The following is a 13694-nucleotide window of genomic DNA, read 5'->3' on the forward strand; positions in this document are numbered from 1 at the left end:
ATGCGGCTGGAGTATACAAAGCACTGTGACGTGCTGGTGGTCGGCTCAGGCATTGCCGGGATCATGGCGGCTCTTGCTGCGGCGGGGGCCGGCCGTTCGGTGATCCTGGCAAGCAGCGGCCCGGTGTTCTCCGGTTCCAGCTTCTACCCTGGAACCTGGGGGCTCGGGCTGATCGGGCCGGAAAACGAAGCCGACCAGGAGGATCTGGTTCAGAGCATCCTGGAGGTGGGCTGCGACATGGCGGACGAGACCATGGTCCGGGCCTTCGTGGCGGGCATCGGCCCGGCCATCGAGGGCGTGAAGGCCATGGGCGTTCAGCTGAAAGCCGCCGCCGACCAGAACCAAAAGGATTTCATCCCTTGCTTTGACCGCAAACACCGCAGCTGGAACGGCCTGCTGTTCGACAGCATGCGCCAGGTGTTCTCCCGTAAAATGGAGGAATCCGGTGTGGAGCAGCTGCCCGGCTGCGAGCTGCTGCAGCTGATCAAAACCGGCGAGCGGGTGGGCGGTGCGGTGATCTGCCAAAAAGGCGAGCTGACCGCTGTCCGCTGCGGCGCGCTGGTGCTGGCCACCGGCGGCTACGGCGGCCTGTTCCGGGACCGGCTCACCACCGACGATGTGGCAGGCGCCGGCCAGTGGCTGGCGCTGGAGGCCGGGGCCGAGCTGGTGAACCTGGAATTCATGCAGATGATGCCCGGTTACCTGAGCCCCTGCCGAAAAACCATCTTCAACGAAAAAACTTTCCGTTATACCCGCTTGACAGGACCGGACGGAAGGGATATTCTGGAAAACGAGTGCGACCGGCAGGCCCTTCTGGAATGCCGGTCCACCCACGGCCCCTTCACCAGCCGCCTTGCCTCCAAACGGGTGGATCTGGCTATGGTGAAGGCCGCCCAGGCTGCGCCGGAGCAGGGAGTCACCGTGACCTACGGCCCCCAGATCCGGCAGGACACGCCGGAATTCGTGCGTACTTATTTTGACTGGCTCTGGGAGAAAAAGCATCTGACCATGGACGACCCGGTGCAGATCGCACCCTTTGCCCATGCGGCGAACGGCGGCGTGCGCATTGATGCCAATGGCTTTACCGGAGTGCCCGGGCTGTATGCCTGCGGTGAGGTGACCGGCGGCATGCACGGCGCGGATCGAATCGGCGGGCTTTCCACCGCCAACGGCCTGGTATTCGGCAAAAAAGCGGGGGAGAGCGCGGCGGCCTTTGCGGCAGCGCAGCCCGCGCCAAAAGCGGACGGACCGGTGGAGTTCGACGCCCGAATCATTCCGGACCAGGCCGGGCGCCGCCGCCAAATGCAGGACGTGATGAGCGAATGCGGCATGGTGGTGCGCAGCGGCGAAGCACTGGCCCGGGGCATCGAGCGCCTGAACCAGCTGACCGAGGGCTGCGAATTTACCGGCGGCAGCGACGCGGCACAGATCGCGGCCAGCCGCCGCCTGTGGTCCCAGCTGCATCTGGCCCGGGCGATTCTGAGCGTCCAGCGGATGCGCACCGAGAGCCGCGGCTCCCATTACCGGGCGGATTATCCGGACCGGGACCCGGCGCTGGAAAAACGCATCCTGGTGCGGATGCAGAACGGTACGGCCCAGGCTGCCTTTGAGCAGAACCTTGCAGAAAAGAGGTCTGAAGTACAATGATCTATACCAATTACCAACAGATGGAGCGTTATCTGGGCGTGAGCGATGCGCTGGATACCGCCATCCGTTACCTGAAAACGGCCGATCTGAGCCAGTTGCAGTTCGGCCGCAACGATGTGGACGGCGACAACGTTTACATCAACCGTTTTGATTACGACACGCTGCCGCTGGACAAGGCTGCCTGGGAGGGACACGCCCAGTATGCCGACATCCACGTGCTGCTCAGCGGCGAGGAAAAGATCGGCGTGACCGACGTCTCCCGCCTGACGGCCACCACCCGGGACGAGGCCACCGATTTCATCGGTTACGAAGGCCCGGTGGAGACCTGGTTCACCATGCACCCCGGCGACGTTCTGGTGGTATTCCCCGAGGACGTTCATATGGTGAAGGTGCAGCTGAACGGCGAGGCACATGTACAGAAAGCTGTGTTTAAAGTGCGGGCCTGAACCGCAGTTTAAATAAGGCAATACCACACAATTCCAGGTGGTGGAGCACGCCGGAAAATTTTTTGCGACAGGAACCCAAAAGCGCGGAAAATTTTGGCGTGATACGCCGCCTGAGGCGTTCGCCGTGAGTTGTGCGGTGTTGACAGAAGTCCTTGTGGACGAATTTTTAGGTGTATTTCCAAAAAAGGAGAGGAAAAACATGAAAGACATTTCCAAGTACCAGGGCATTATTCCCGCGTTTTACGCTTGCTACGACGACGAAGGCAACATCAGCGTTGAGCGCACCAAAGAACTGACCCGCTACTTCATCAAGAAGGGCGTTAAGGGCGTATACGTTTGTGGTTCCTCCGGCGAGTGCATTTACCAGAGCAAGGAAGAGCGCAAGCAGACCCTGGAGGCTGTGATGAGCGAGGCCAAGGGCAAGCTGACCGTGATCGCCCACGTGGCCTGCAACAACACCGCCGACAGCATGGAGCTGGCCGCTCATGCCGAGAGCCTGGGCGTTGACGCCATCGCTTCCATTCCTCCCATCTACTTCAAGCTGCCCGAGCACGCCATCGCTCAGTACTGGAACGACATTTCCTCCGCCGCTCCCAACACCGATTTCGTGATCTACAACATCCCGCAGCTGGCCGGCGTGGCCCTGACCATGCCCCTGTTCCGCGAGATGCGCAAGAACCCCCGCGTTGCCGCTGTGAAGAACAGCAGCATGCCCGTACAGGACATCCAGATGTTCAAGATGGAAGGCGGCCCGGACTTTGTAGTATTCAACGGTCCCGACGAGCAGTTCATCTCCGGCCGCGCCATGGGCGCTGACGGCGGCATCGGCGGCACCTACGCTGTAATGCCCGAGCTGCTGCTGAAGGCCGACGAGCTGCTGAAGGCCGGCAAGGTCAAGGAAGCTGCCGAGGTTCAGTACGCCATCGACGCCATCATCTACGCCATGTGCGCCTGCAAGGGCAACCTGTACGCTGTGATGAAGGAGATCCTGCGCATCCGCGAGAATCTGGACATCGGCGGCGTTCGCAAGCCCCTGCCCAACCTGTTCCCCGAGGATATGGACCAGGTCAAGAAGTGCGCTAAGATGATCGACGAGGCCATTGCCAAGTTCTGCTGATCGTACTTCGTTTCCAGCCCGGACCCTGCACTGACAGGGCCCGGGCTTTCAGAGATTTTAATAAGCGGCCCTTTTAAGCCGCTTCGCACAAGGAGTTGTGATTATCATGGATAAGCATGCAGAGCAATTGAAAGAGTATCAGAAGTGGGTTCGCGAGGAGCTGGAGCGCAGCGTGAACTTCTGGCTGAAGAACGGCATGGACCACGAGTACGGCGGCGTTTACACCTGCCTGGACCGCACCGGCAAGCTGTTCAGCACCGATAAGAGCGTCTGGTTCCAGGGCCGCTGCGCCTGGACCTTCTCCTACCTGTGCCATGTATACGGCAAGAAGCAGGAGTGGCTGGATGCTGCCAAGAGCTGCCTGGACTTCATGGAGAAGTACTGCATCAACCGGGAAGCCGGCGACCGCATGTACTTCACTGTGACCGCCGACGGCAAGCCCCTGCGCCAGCGCCGTTACTGCTTCTCCGAGGGCTTCTACGCCATCGCCAACGCCGAGTACTACGGCGTGACCGGTGAGAAGGAGTGCATCGAGCGCGCCCGCCGTGCCTACGAGCTGATCTATCAGCTGAACAACGGCCTGATCAAGGACCCCACCGGCATGGGCCCCAAGACCATTCCCGAGACCCGCACCGGCCGTGCTCTGGCCGATCCCATGATCTATCTGAACATCACCGCCGTGATGCGCCGCTGCGACCCCGAGAACACCGCGCTGTATGATGCCCGTGCCAAGGAGTGCTGCGAGACCATCTTCAAGTACCACTTCAAGCCCGAGCTGAAGTGCACTCTGGAGAGCGTTGGCCCCAACGGCGAGCTGCAGATGGACTACACCGCCGGCCGCGTGGTCAACCCCGGCCACGACATCGAGTGCAGCTGGTTTGTGATGGAGCAGGCCAAGCACACCGGCGACGAGGAGCTGCGCAAGAAGGCCCAGACCCTGTTCGACTACGCCTACGAAGGCGGCTGGGACAAGGAGTACGGCGGCCTGCTGTACTTCATCGACTGCAAGGGCCTGCCCCCGGAGGCTTACGAGCATGATATGAAGCTGTGGTGGCCTCACAACGAGCTGCTCATCGCCAGCATGATGATCTACCGCGACACCCAGGACGAGAAGTACCTGAAGATTTTCGACGAGACCCTGGAGTACTGCAAGAAGGTGTTCAGCGATCCCGAGTACGGCGACTGGTACGGCTACCTGCGCCGCGACGGCAAGCCCACCGAGCCCGCCTGCAAGGGCTCCACCTTCAAGGGCCCCTTCCATCTGCCCCGCTGCCTGATGATGGTGGATCAGCTGATCGGCGAGATCCTGGCCCGCTGAGCCTTGTCTGCTGACAGATAACATTACCAAATAAAGGAACCCCCGTACCGGAATTGCCGGTACGGGGGTTCTTTTTTTGAAAAACCATAGTAAAAATGTTGGAATTCACGTACATTTTACAATTCTGCGTGTACAGATGAAAAATTATACTGTATACTTAAAAAAGAACGTGTTCCAAAGCTGGGAAAATGTCCATACACAGAGCGCGACTGTGCGCGGTGGAAATCAGCTTCTTTTTGCCGGCAAACAATGCATAAAATGGCAGTGAAAAAGTAGGAAAAAACCAAAACCGAAAGCGTTCGGAAAATCCGCCGCTTTGCCCAACTAAGTGGAAAAAGCATTGTGCAAACTTGCTAAAAGCAAAAAAATGAAAAAAGATTTTTTGGCAGTATGTGACATGAAATACTTGAAAAATATCTTAAAAATGGTATGATAAAGGTAATGTAATGGGGCGCAAAAGCCCCAGGGAGGGAGACAGGCGTGAAGAAAGAACATAAACATGCGGAGCTGCCCGTATATTTGTTTAAGCAGGGCAACAATTTTGAGGCTTACCGGTTCTTCGGCGCCCACATGGAACGGCAGGGAGACCGGGAGGGGGTCGTGTTCCGCACCTGGGCCCCCCACGCGAAAGCGGTGTGCATCGTCGGCGATTTCAACAGCTGGGTGCCGGGCAGCCATCCCATGCAGCAGCTGGAGGACACCGGCGTTTGGGAAGCGTTCGTTCCGGGCATTCAGGAATACGATGTGTACAAGTACTGCATCACCACCCAGAGCGACGAGCTTCTGTTCAAGGCGGACCCGTACGCCTTCCATGCGGAGACCCGGCCGTCCAACGGCAGCAAGGTGTACAACCTGGAGGGCTACCAGTGGCAGGACGGCGAGTGGGAAGCCAAGCAGAAGAAGGCGGACCCCATCAACGGCCCCATGAACATCTACGAGCTGCACGCCGGCAGCTGGAAGGTGAAGGAAAACGGCGACCCGTATAATTACTCCGAGCTGGCCGACCAGCTCATTCCGTACTTACAGTACATGGGCTACACCCATGTGGAGCTGCTGCCGGTGACCGAGCATCCCTTTGACGGCAGCTGGGGTTACCAGGTGACCGGCTACTTTGCCCCCACCAGCCGCTACGGCACTCCCAAGGACTTTATGAACTTTGTGGACAAGTGCCATCAGGCGGGCATCGGCGTGATCATGGACTGGGTGCCCGCCCACTTCCCGAAGGACGCCTTCGGCCTGTATATGTACGACGGCGCGCCCTGCTATGAGGACCCCAACCCCCGCCGGGGCGAGCACAAGGAATGGGGCACCATGGTCTTCAACTACGGCATGCCCGAGGTGGAGAGCTTCCTGGTGTCCAGCGCACTGTTCTGGATCGAGCAGTACCACATCGACGGCCTGCGCGTGGACGCGGTGGCCTCGATGCTGTATCTGGATTACAACCGGCGTGACGGGGAATGGGAAGCCAACATCCACGGCGGCAAGGAAAACCTGGAGGCTATCGCCTTCCTGCGCAAGCTGAACAGCACCGTGCTGGGCCGCCATCCCCACAAGCTGATGATCGCGGAGGAATCCACCGCCTGGCCCATGGTATCCAAGCCGGCGGAGGACGGCGGCCTGGGCTTCAACTTCAAGTGGAACATGGGCTGGATGAACGACATGCTCAGCTACATGAGCACCGACCCGCTGTTCCGCGCAGGCAACCACAACAAGGTGACCTTCAGCTTCTTCTACGCCTTCAGCGAGAATTTTGTTCTGCCCATCAGCCACGATGAGGTGGTGCACGGCAAGGGCAGCCTGATCAACAAGATGCCCGGCGAATATCAGGACAAGTTCGCCAACCTGCGCACCTTCTACGGTTACATGATGGCGCACCCCGGCAAGAAGCTGCTGTTCATGGGCCAGGAGTTCGCCCAGTTCAGCGAGTGGAACGAGGCCAAGGGTCTGGACTGGATGCTGCTGGAATACGACAGCCACCGCCAGATGGAGGCCTATGTGCGGGATCTGAACCATTTCTACACCGAACATCCCGAATTGTGGGAAGTGGATTACAGCTGGGAGGGCTTCCAGTGGATCGTGCCGGATGACAACCAGCAGTCTGTGATCGCCTTCCTGCGGCGGGACGCCAAGGGCAAGATGATCATGGTGGTCTGCAACTTCAACCCCATCCAGCGCGTGGACTACCAGATGGGCGTGCCCAACCCCGGTACCTACAAGGAGCTGCTCAACAGCGACGATGTGAAGTACGGCGGCGGCGGGGTACATAACCCGGCCAAGCGCACCCGCAAAAAGCCCATGCACGGCTTCGATCAGAGCATTCAGCTCACGCTGCCTCCTCTGAGCACCGTGTATCTGGCCGTGCCGGAAACGAAGGCACAGCCCAAGAAGACCGCCGCGAAAAAGCCCGCTGCCAAAAAGCCTGCCGCGAAGAAACCCGCCGCAGCCAAAACGGCAAAAGCCGCATCCGCGGGCACCAAACAAGCCAGGAAGCCTGCCGCCCCCAAAAAGGCGGCTCCCAAGGAGAAGTGAATGCTTCTTACTGGGCGCTTTGGAATAAAACAGCACATTAAGGCGGAAAAACCGCCGATAAGGGGAGAAAAATTATGAAAGAATGTATCGCAATGCTGCTGGCCGGCGGCCAGGGCTCACGGCTTTACGCCCTGACCCAACGGCTGGCAAAACCGGCTGTACCGTTTGGGGGAAAATACCGCATCATCGACTTCCCCCTGTCCAACTGTGTGAACTCCGGCATCGACACGGTTGGCATCCTGACCCAGTACCAGCCTCTGGTGCTGAATGAGTACATCGGCAATGGCCAGCCCTGGGACCTGGACCGGCTGTACGGTGGTGTACATGTGCTGCCTCCGTACCAGACGGCCACCGGCTCTGACTGGTACAAGGGCACTGCCAATGCCATCTACCAGAACATCAACTTCATCGACCGGTACAACCCTAGCTATGTGGTGATCCTGTCCGGTGACCACATCTACAAGATGGACTACGGCAAGATGCTGGACTTTCACAAGGAGAACCAGGCCGACTGCACCATCGCTGTTATGGAGGTACCCTGGGAAGAGGCCAGCCGTTTCGGCATCATGACCGCCGACGAGAACAACGTGATCACCAAGTTTGAAGAGAAGCCGAAGGAGCCCAAGAGCAATCTGGCCTCCATGGGTATCTACATCTTCACCTGGGAGAAGCTGCGCAAGTTCCTGATCGAGGACGAGGCCAACCCCGCTTCCGACAACGATTTCGGCAAGAACATCATCCCCAGCATGCTGGCCAGCAAGGAAAAGATGGTGGCTTATCACTTCGAAGGCTACTGGAAGGACGTTGGAACCATCAGCAGCCTGTGGGACGCCAATATGGACCTGCTGAATCCCAACGTTTCTCTGGACGTTTGGAGCGACGACTGGAAGATCTACTCCCGCAACTCCGGTATGCCTGGCCAGTGGATCGGCGCCAACGCAGTGATCGACAACTCCATGGTCACCGAAGGCTGCCGCGTGGAAGGCAAGCTGATCCAGAGCGTTCTGTTCGCCGGTGTTAAGGTGGGCGAAGGCGCTTTGGTGGAGGATTCCATCGTAATGCCCGGCGCGGTGATCGAGCCCGGCGCAACCGTAAAATATTCCATTATCGCCGAGAACGTGGTTGTGAAGAGCGGCGCGGTCGTCGGTGAGCGCCCGGAAGACATGGAGAACGTGGACGACTGGGGCGTGGCCGTTGTTGGTGAGGGTGTGACCATCGGCGCGAATGCCAAGGTAGGCCCCAAGGCAATGGTTGTTAAAGATGTTAAGGATGGTGAGGAGCAATGGTAAAATCGAACACGGACGCTCTGGGAATTATTTTCCCCAACGCGCATGACTCCCTGGTGCAGGAACTGGTGGCCGAGCGTACCATGGCTTCCGTACCCTTTGGCGGCCGTTACCGCCTGATCGACTTTGTGCTGTCCAGCATGGTGAATTCCGGCATCAGCAACGTGTCCATCGTGGTCAAGCAGAACTACCACTCCCTGATGGACCATCTGGGCTCCGGCCGTGAATGGGACCTGACCCGCAAGCGTGGCGGTCTGAACCTGGTTCCCCCCTATGCGGAGGCCAATGTGAAGCTGTACCGCGGCCGCGTGGAAGCGCTGGCCAGCCTGGTGGAATTCCTGGAGGATCAGAAGGAAGAGTTCGTGATCATGAGCGATTCCGACGTGGCCTTCAACTTTGATTTCAACGAGCTGATCGCTGCTCATGTGGCCAGCCAGGCCGACGTGACCGTGATGTATCAGCGCAGCGTGATTCCTCAGGGCCTGAAAGAGGACAACTACACCCTGAAGCTGCAGGACGGCCGCGTGACCGAGCTGCTCACCAACGACTACCGTCCCGGTGTGCAGAACCTGTCCATGAACGTGTACATCATCCAGCGCGAGAGCCTGATCGCCATGATCAAGGACGCCTCCATCCGCGGCCTGCTGTACTTCGAGAAGGACATCCTGGCCCGCAACCTGGAGCTGCTGAACGTGCAGGGCTTTGAATACACCGGCTACACTGCCCGCATTGCGGACCGTAAGAGCTTCTTTGAAGAGAATATGCGTCTGCTGGACCCCAAGAATCTGGATGCGCTGTTCCCCGAGGATAAGCCCGTTTACACCAAGGTGCACGACAATGCGCCCACCCGCTACGCCATGGATTCCCTGGTGAAAAACAGCATGGTGGCCGACGGCTGCCTGATCGAGGGCGAAGTGGAGAACTGCGTGCTGTTCCGCGGCGTCAAGGTAAAGAAGGGTGCGAAGGTCAAGAACTGCGTGCTGATGCAGAACACCGTTGTGGAAGCCGGCGCCGAAGTGGAATACGCTGTGACCGACAAGAACGTGAAGATCACTGCTGATAAGAAGCTGTCCGGCACAGATACCTTCCCGGTATATGTGGCCAAGGGGCACACGGTATAAATAATCCTTGAAGGGAATCTGAGTATTCCCTGATCTCTCTCCCCGGGGCGGGAGCCGGGGATTCCACCGGCTCCCGCCCTATCCCATATATACCCCATTGAAGGAGGACGACACGATGAATGTTCTTTTTTGCGCCAGTGAGGCCAATCCCTTTGCCGCCTCCGGCGGTTTGGGCGATGTGGCGGGCAGCCTGCCCAAGGCCCTTGTGAAAAACGGCGTGGATTGCCGGGTGGTCATGCCGCTGTACGGCGATCTGAAATTCCGCGACCAGCTGACCTACGTGACCAACTTCAGTGTTCCGGTGGGCTGGCGCAGCCAGTATTGCGGCCTGTTCACCTGTCAGCGGGACGGTGTGACCTTCTATTTCCTGGACAACGAGTACTACTTCCGCCGCAGCGGCCTGTATGGCTTCTATGATGACGGCGAGCGCTTCGCCTTCTTCAGCCGGGCCATTCTGGAAATGCTGTTCTACACCGATTTCGTGCCGGATGTGATCAACGCCAACGACTGGCAGACCGCTCTGGTGCCGGTGTTCCTGAACCTGTACTACCGCCATCTGGACAAGTTCAGCCGCATCAAGACCGTGTTTACCATCCACAACATCCAGTACCAGGGCAAGTACGGCCTGGATATTCTGGAGGACACCTGTGGCATCGGCCGCCGGGATGCCCACATCGTGGAGTACGACGGCTGCGCCAACTTCATGAAGGGCGCCATCGAGACTGCCGACAAGGTGAGCACCGTAAGCCCCACCTACGCAGGCGAGATTCTGGACCCCTGGTTCAGCCATGGCCTGGACGGCCTGCTGCGCCAGAAACAGTACAAGCTGTGCGGCATTCTGAACGGCATCGATGTGGATTCCTACAATCCGGAGAGCGACCCCAACATCGCCGCCCATTACAATGCAGACACCTTCCCCGAGGGCAAGGCAGCCTGCAAGAAGGCGCTGCAGGAGGAGTTCAACCTGGATCAGGACGGCAGCCCCGTCATGGCCATGGTCACCCGCCTGGTGGGCCACAAGGGTGTGGACCTGGTGCGCAGCGTGGCCGAGGGCCTGCTGGAGCAGGGCATCGAGCTGGTGATCCTGGGCAACGGCGAACATGCCTATGAGGCGTTCTTCAGCGATCTGGCAGCCCGGCATCCCGGCCGGGTGGGCGTTTACATCGGCTTTGTGCCACCGCTGGCCCGCCGCATTTATGCGGGCGCGGATATGTTCCTGATGCCCTCCAAGAGTGAGCCCTGCGGCCTGGCCCAGATGGTGGCCTGCCGCTACGGCACCATTCCCATCGTGCGTGAGACCGGCGGCCTGCGGGATTCCATCCACGATTCCGGCGACGGCTACGGCAACGGCTTCACCTTCAGCCAGTACAACGCCCACGACCTGTACGAGGCCTGCTGGCGCGCCAAGGAAGGCTATTGGCAGAAGGAGGGCTGGCCGGTGCTGGTGCGCCGCGCCATGTGCTGCGACTTCAGCTGGAATGTGTCGGCTCAGAGCTACATCGACATGTACAATCAGGTGACCACTCTTTGGTGATTCGGCCAAAAGGATTCTGCTTGCTTTTTTGAATTTTGTATGATATTCTAAAAGCGAGGAGAGGAGGTAGGAATTATGAATTACGGCCCCAATCAGATTCAGCAAGGGCTGAATGCCAAGCTGTATACCGAGACGGAGGGCTTTTCCGCCGGTGCAAAGGACGCGGAAAAGGCGATGAAAGCCGCAGAAGCCGCCTACCAGAAGGAGCTTGGAATTTATAAGCCTACCCTTCTGGAGCGCCTCAAGGCGCTGTTCCGCAGCGCGTGAAAAGGAGTGGACGGTCATGAACAGCAGAATCCCGCGCACAGCCGCGGAGATGCGGCAGTTTGATGAGACCGCACGTTCCCGTCGGCAGACCGCCGGTCAGCGCAGAGCGGATAAACAGATGAAAGCGGCCGAAGAGGCCTATCAGAAAGAGCTTGGAACTTACCGGCCCGGACTTGGCCGGCGGTTGCAGACCCTGCTGAAACGATTCTTCAAATGAAAAAGGCGGGGGATGCGGTTGCATTCCCCGTTTTTTTGCGCACAGCCACCGGGGCTTGTGCGCGAGCTGGTACGAACGCTGTTGAAAGGAGATGCGCGTTTTATGTTGTTTTTGATGCCTGCACAATCCGGTCGGGTAAAGCCCGAGATCGAGATCGATGTGAACAGCTACGGAATGGTGAATTACACCACCGAGCAGCGCAAAGCGGATAAGGCAATGCGCGCTGCGGAAAAGGCATATCACAAGCAGTTGGGGACCTACGAGCCCACCTGGTGGGAGCGTATGAGCGACAACTGGAAAAAGGGTGCCTGAGGGTCGAACGTATCAGTAGCAGAAAGCCACGCCGGAAGTTCCGGCGTGGCTTTCGTTTTGGGGCAGGGCGATGGGCCCGGGAATTGAAAAATTTGTGTAATTGTCCTATTTGGGCGAATTTGTAGTATAATAGAAAAAGCGAGCCGGCAGGTGTTTTCACAGCCGGCAGCTTGTTTTTGGGGGAAAAGGGAGGAAACGAGGCGGCTTGCCCGCCGGACAAAAAGCAATGAAAACACAAACAAGAAACACCCGAAAGAAGAAACATGCCCGCTGGCCCTGGGTGGTGATGGCGGTGGTTATGGTCATGGTGATCGTGGCGGCCGCCCGCTCGATGATGCGGCAGGCAGTGGGGGCGGCGGCAAGCACAGCCGCAAGCCAGAGCAGCAGCCAGGCGCATCCCGCGCCCCAGCCGGATTCTGAACCGGAGCCCACTGCCGCGCCTCTGCCCACGGCCACACCGGAGCCGGAGCTGAGCAGTGACGAGCCCATCACACCGGCGGAAGCGGCCGAGATGAACGCGCTGCTGGACAGCATGCCCGGCAGCATCTCGGTGTGGATTCAGGATATCGGTTCCGGTCAGACCTATACATATCAGCCGGATAACGGCTTTTACTGCGCCAGCACCCTCAAGGCGCCTTATGCGCTGTGGCTCTGCCAGCGGGATGATGCGGGCCTGATCGACCTGGACGCGACCGTGGGCGGCAAGACCGGCTGGGAGCTGATCGATCCCATGATCGCCCACAGCAGCAACGGAGCGGCGCACGATTTGGGCCAGATGTGGCCCGGTAGCCTGGAAACCGGCTTCTCGGACTTTTTGACGGAGCTGAGTTTCGCCAGCCCGGAGGGCTGCGAGGTGGTGGAGGAAGGCATCCACGGCTGGGTCACCGGTGCGGACGGCGGCCGGGCAATGCGGGCGCTGTACGATTATTTTGAGACCGGAAGCGAGAATGCTCTGAAATTGCAGGAGTCCTTCCTGGCAGCAGACCACGATCTGCTGTATTGCCCGGCCCCGGCGGCCAAGAAATACGGCAGCTGGGATCAGGCGCTGCACGATATGGCTATCGTCTATGCGGACCGGCCCTACATTATCTCCATGTTCACCGATTGGGGCAGCGAGGACGTCTCCTTCCCCGAGGAGGGGCGTGAGCGAATGCAGCAGGTGGGCCAGCTGGCGGCGGAGATCATTCTGGAAAACTGAGCGGTCGTTGCGCCAAAATGAAATAAAAGCGGCCCCGCGTGCCTGGTTCAAGGTACGCGGGGCCGCTGCTTTTATGGGTCAGGCCTGGTTCAGATGGCTTTCCAGCCGGTGGATGAGCATTTCCAGAGCAACGGGATTCTTGCCGCCCTCGGGAATAATCAGGTCGGCCCGGCGCTTGCTGGGCTCCACAAACTGTTCGTGCATGGGCTTTACGGTGGTCAGGTACTGGGAGACGACGCTGTCCAGCGTGCGGCCGCGCTTTTTCACGTCCCGTACGATGCGGCGCAGGATGCGCACGTCGGCGTCGGTGTCCACAAAGACCTTGATATCCATCAGATCGCACAGCTCCTGGCTGGCGAAGATCAGAATGCCTTCCACCAGGATCACCGGTGCGGGCTTGATCTCCAGCAGGTCGTCCGAGCGGTTGTGCTCCGAGAAATCGTATACCGGGCAGTAGATGGTCTCGCCCTGCTTCAGTGCGGCCAGATGTTCCACCATCAGGTCGGTATCGAAGGCATCCGGGTGGTCGTAGTTGGTGCGGCAGCGCTCGTCGTAGGTCAGGTGGTCCTGACGCTTGTAGTAGTTGTCGTGGCTGATCACGCTGATCTGGTCGCCAAATCGCTCCTTCAAACGACGGGTCAACGTGGTTTTTCCGCTGCCGGTGCCGCCGGCTACGCCCAGTACCATAATATCCATGCCAGA

Annotated in this window: 13 protein-coding genes; 12 read left to right on the forward strand and 1 reads right to left on the reverse strand. The window is 59.1% G+C overall.

Translation table 11 applies throughout. From position 1 onward, the window contains the following. From B5G03_RS05860 to B5G03_RS05915, 12 genes are all read left to right on the forward strand, one after another. Positions 1–1647, forward strand: a complete 1647-nt coding sequence (locus tag B5G03_RS05860; protein ID WP_162613355.1) for an FAD-binding protein — start codon at positions 1–3, stop codon at positions 1645–1647. Further along, complete coding sequence (locus B5G03_RS05865; protein WP_087180827.1) at positions 1644–2093, forward strand: NanQ anomerase/TabA/YiaL family protein; 450 nt, start codon at positions 1644–1646, stop codon at positions 2091–2093. The genes B5G03_RS05860 and B5G03_RS05865 overlap by 4 nt, the downstream gene beginning before the upstream one ends. A gap of 199 nt (positions 2094–2292) precedes the next feature. Further along, positions 2293–3210 carry a dihydrodipicolinate synthase family protein gene (locus tag B5G03_RS05870; RefSeq protein WP_087180828.1) on the forward strand — a complete coding sequence of 306 codons (918 nt, stop codon included), beginning with the start codon at positions 2293–2295 and terminating at the stop codon, positions 3208–3210. A 106-nt stretch (positions 3211–3316) separates the two neighbouring features. After that, positions 3317–4528, forward strand: coding sequence for an AGE family epimerase/isomerase (locus B5G03_RS05875; protein WP_087180829.1), 1212 nt, complete (start codon positions 3317–3319; stop codon positions 4526–4528). Positions 4529–5008: 480 nt separating this feature from the next. Beyond that, positions 5009–7057 carry a 1,4-alpha-glucan branching protein GlgB gene (glgB, locus tag B5G03_RS05880; protein ID WP_087180830.1) on the forward strand — a complete coding sequence of 683 codons (2049 nt, stop codon included), beginning with the start codon at positions 5009–5011 and terminating at the stop codon, positions 7055–7057. 71 nt (positions 7058–7128) lie between these two features. Further along, entirely contained in the window at positions 7129–8346 is a 1218-nt protein-coding gene (locus B5G03_RS05885; RefSeq protein ID WP_087180831.1) for a glucose-1-phosphate adenylyltransferase, read from the forward strand. Next, the gene (glgD, locus tag B5G03_RS05890; RefSeq protein ID WP_087180832.1) at positions 8340–9464 is read left to right on the forward strand and encodes a glucose-1-phosphate adenylyltransferase subunit GlgD; all 1125 of its coding nucleotides are present in this window, start codon (positions 8340–8342) and stop codon (positions 9462–9464) included. Before B5G03_RS05885 ends, glgD begins: the two co-directional genes overlap by 7 nt. 115 nt (positions 9465–9579) lie before the next feature. Beyond that, a complete protein-coding gene (gene glgA, locus B5G03_RS05895; RefSeq protein WP_087180833.1) occupies positions 9580–10998 on the forward strand; it encodes a glycogen synthase GlgA in 1419 nt (472 codons plus the stop codon). Positions 10999–11073: 75 nt separating this feature from the next. Further along, on the forward strand, positions 11074–11265 hold the full coding sequence (locus B5G03_RS05900; protein WP_087180834.1) for a hypothetical protein: 192 nt from the start codon (positions 11074–11076) through the stop codon (positions 11263–11265). A 16-nt stretch (positions 11266–11281) separates the two neighbouring features. After that, entirely contained in the window at positions 11282–11482 is a 201-nt protein-coding gene (locus tag B5G03_RS05905) for a hypothetical protein (protein ID WP_087180835.1), read from the forward strand. Between the two features lie 102 nt (positions 11483–11584). Continuing rightward, on the forward strand, positions 11585–11794 hold the full coding sequence (locus B5G03_RS05910) for a hypothetical protein (protein ID WP_058963565.1): 210 nt from the start codon (positions 11585–11587) through the stop codon (positions 11792–11794). A gap of 226 nt (positions 11795–12020) precedes the next feature. Then, entirely contained in the window at positions 12021–12992 is a 972-nt protein-coding gene (locus tag B5G03_RS05915) for a serine hydrolase (protein ID WP_087180836.1), read from the forward strand. Positions 12993–13070: 78 nt separating this feature from the next. On the opposite strand, the gene udk is transcribed toward B5G03_RS05915, so the two are convergent. Further along, on the reverse strand, positions 13071–13688 hold the full coding sequence (gene udk, locus B5G03_RS05920; protein WP_087180837.1) for a uridine kinase: 618 nt from the start codon (positions 13686–13688) through the stop codon (positions 13071–13073). Between the last annotated feature and the right edge of the window lie 6 nt (positions 13689–13694).

This window comes from Gemmiger sp. An50 (genome assembly GCF_002161595.1).
GTDB lineage: Bacteria > Bacillota > Clostridia > Oscillospirales > Ruminococcaceae > Allofournierella.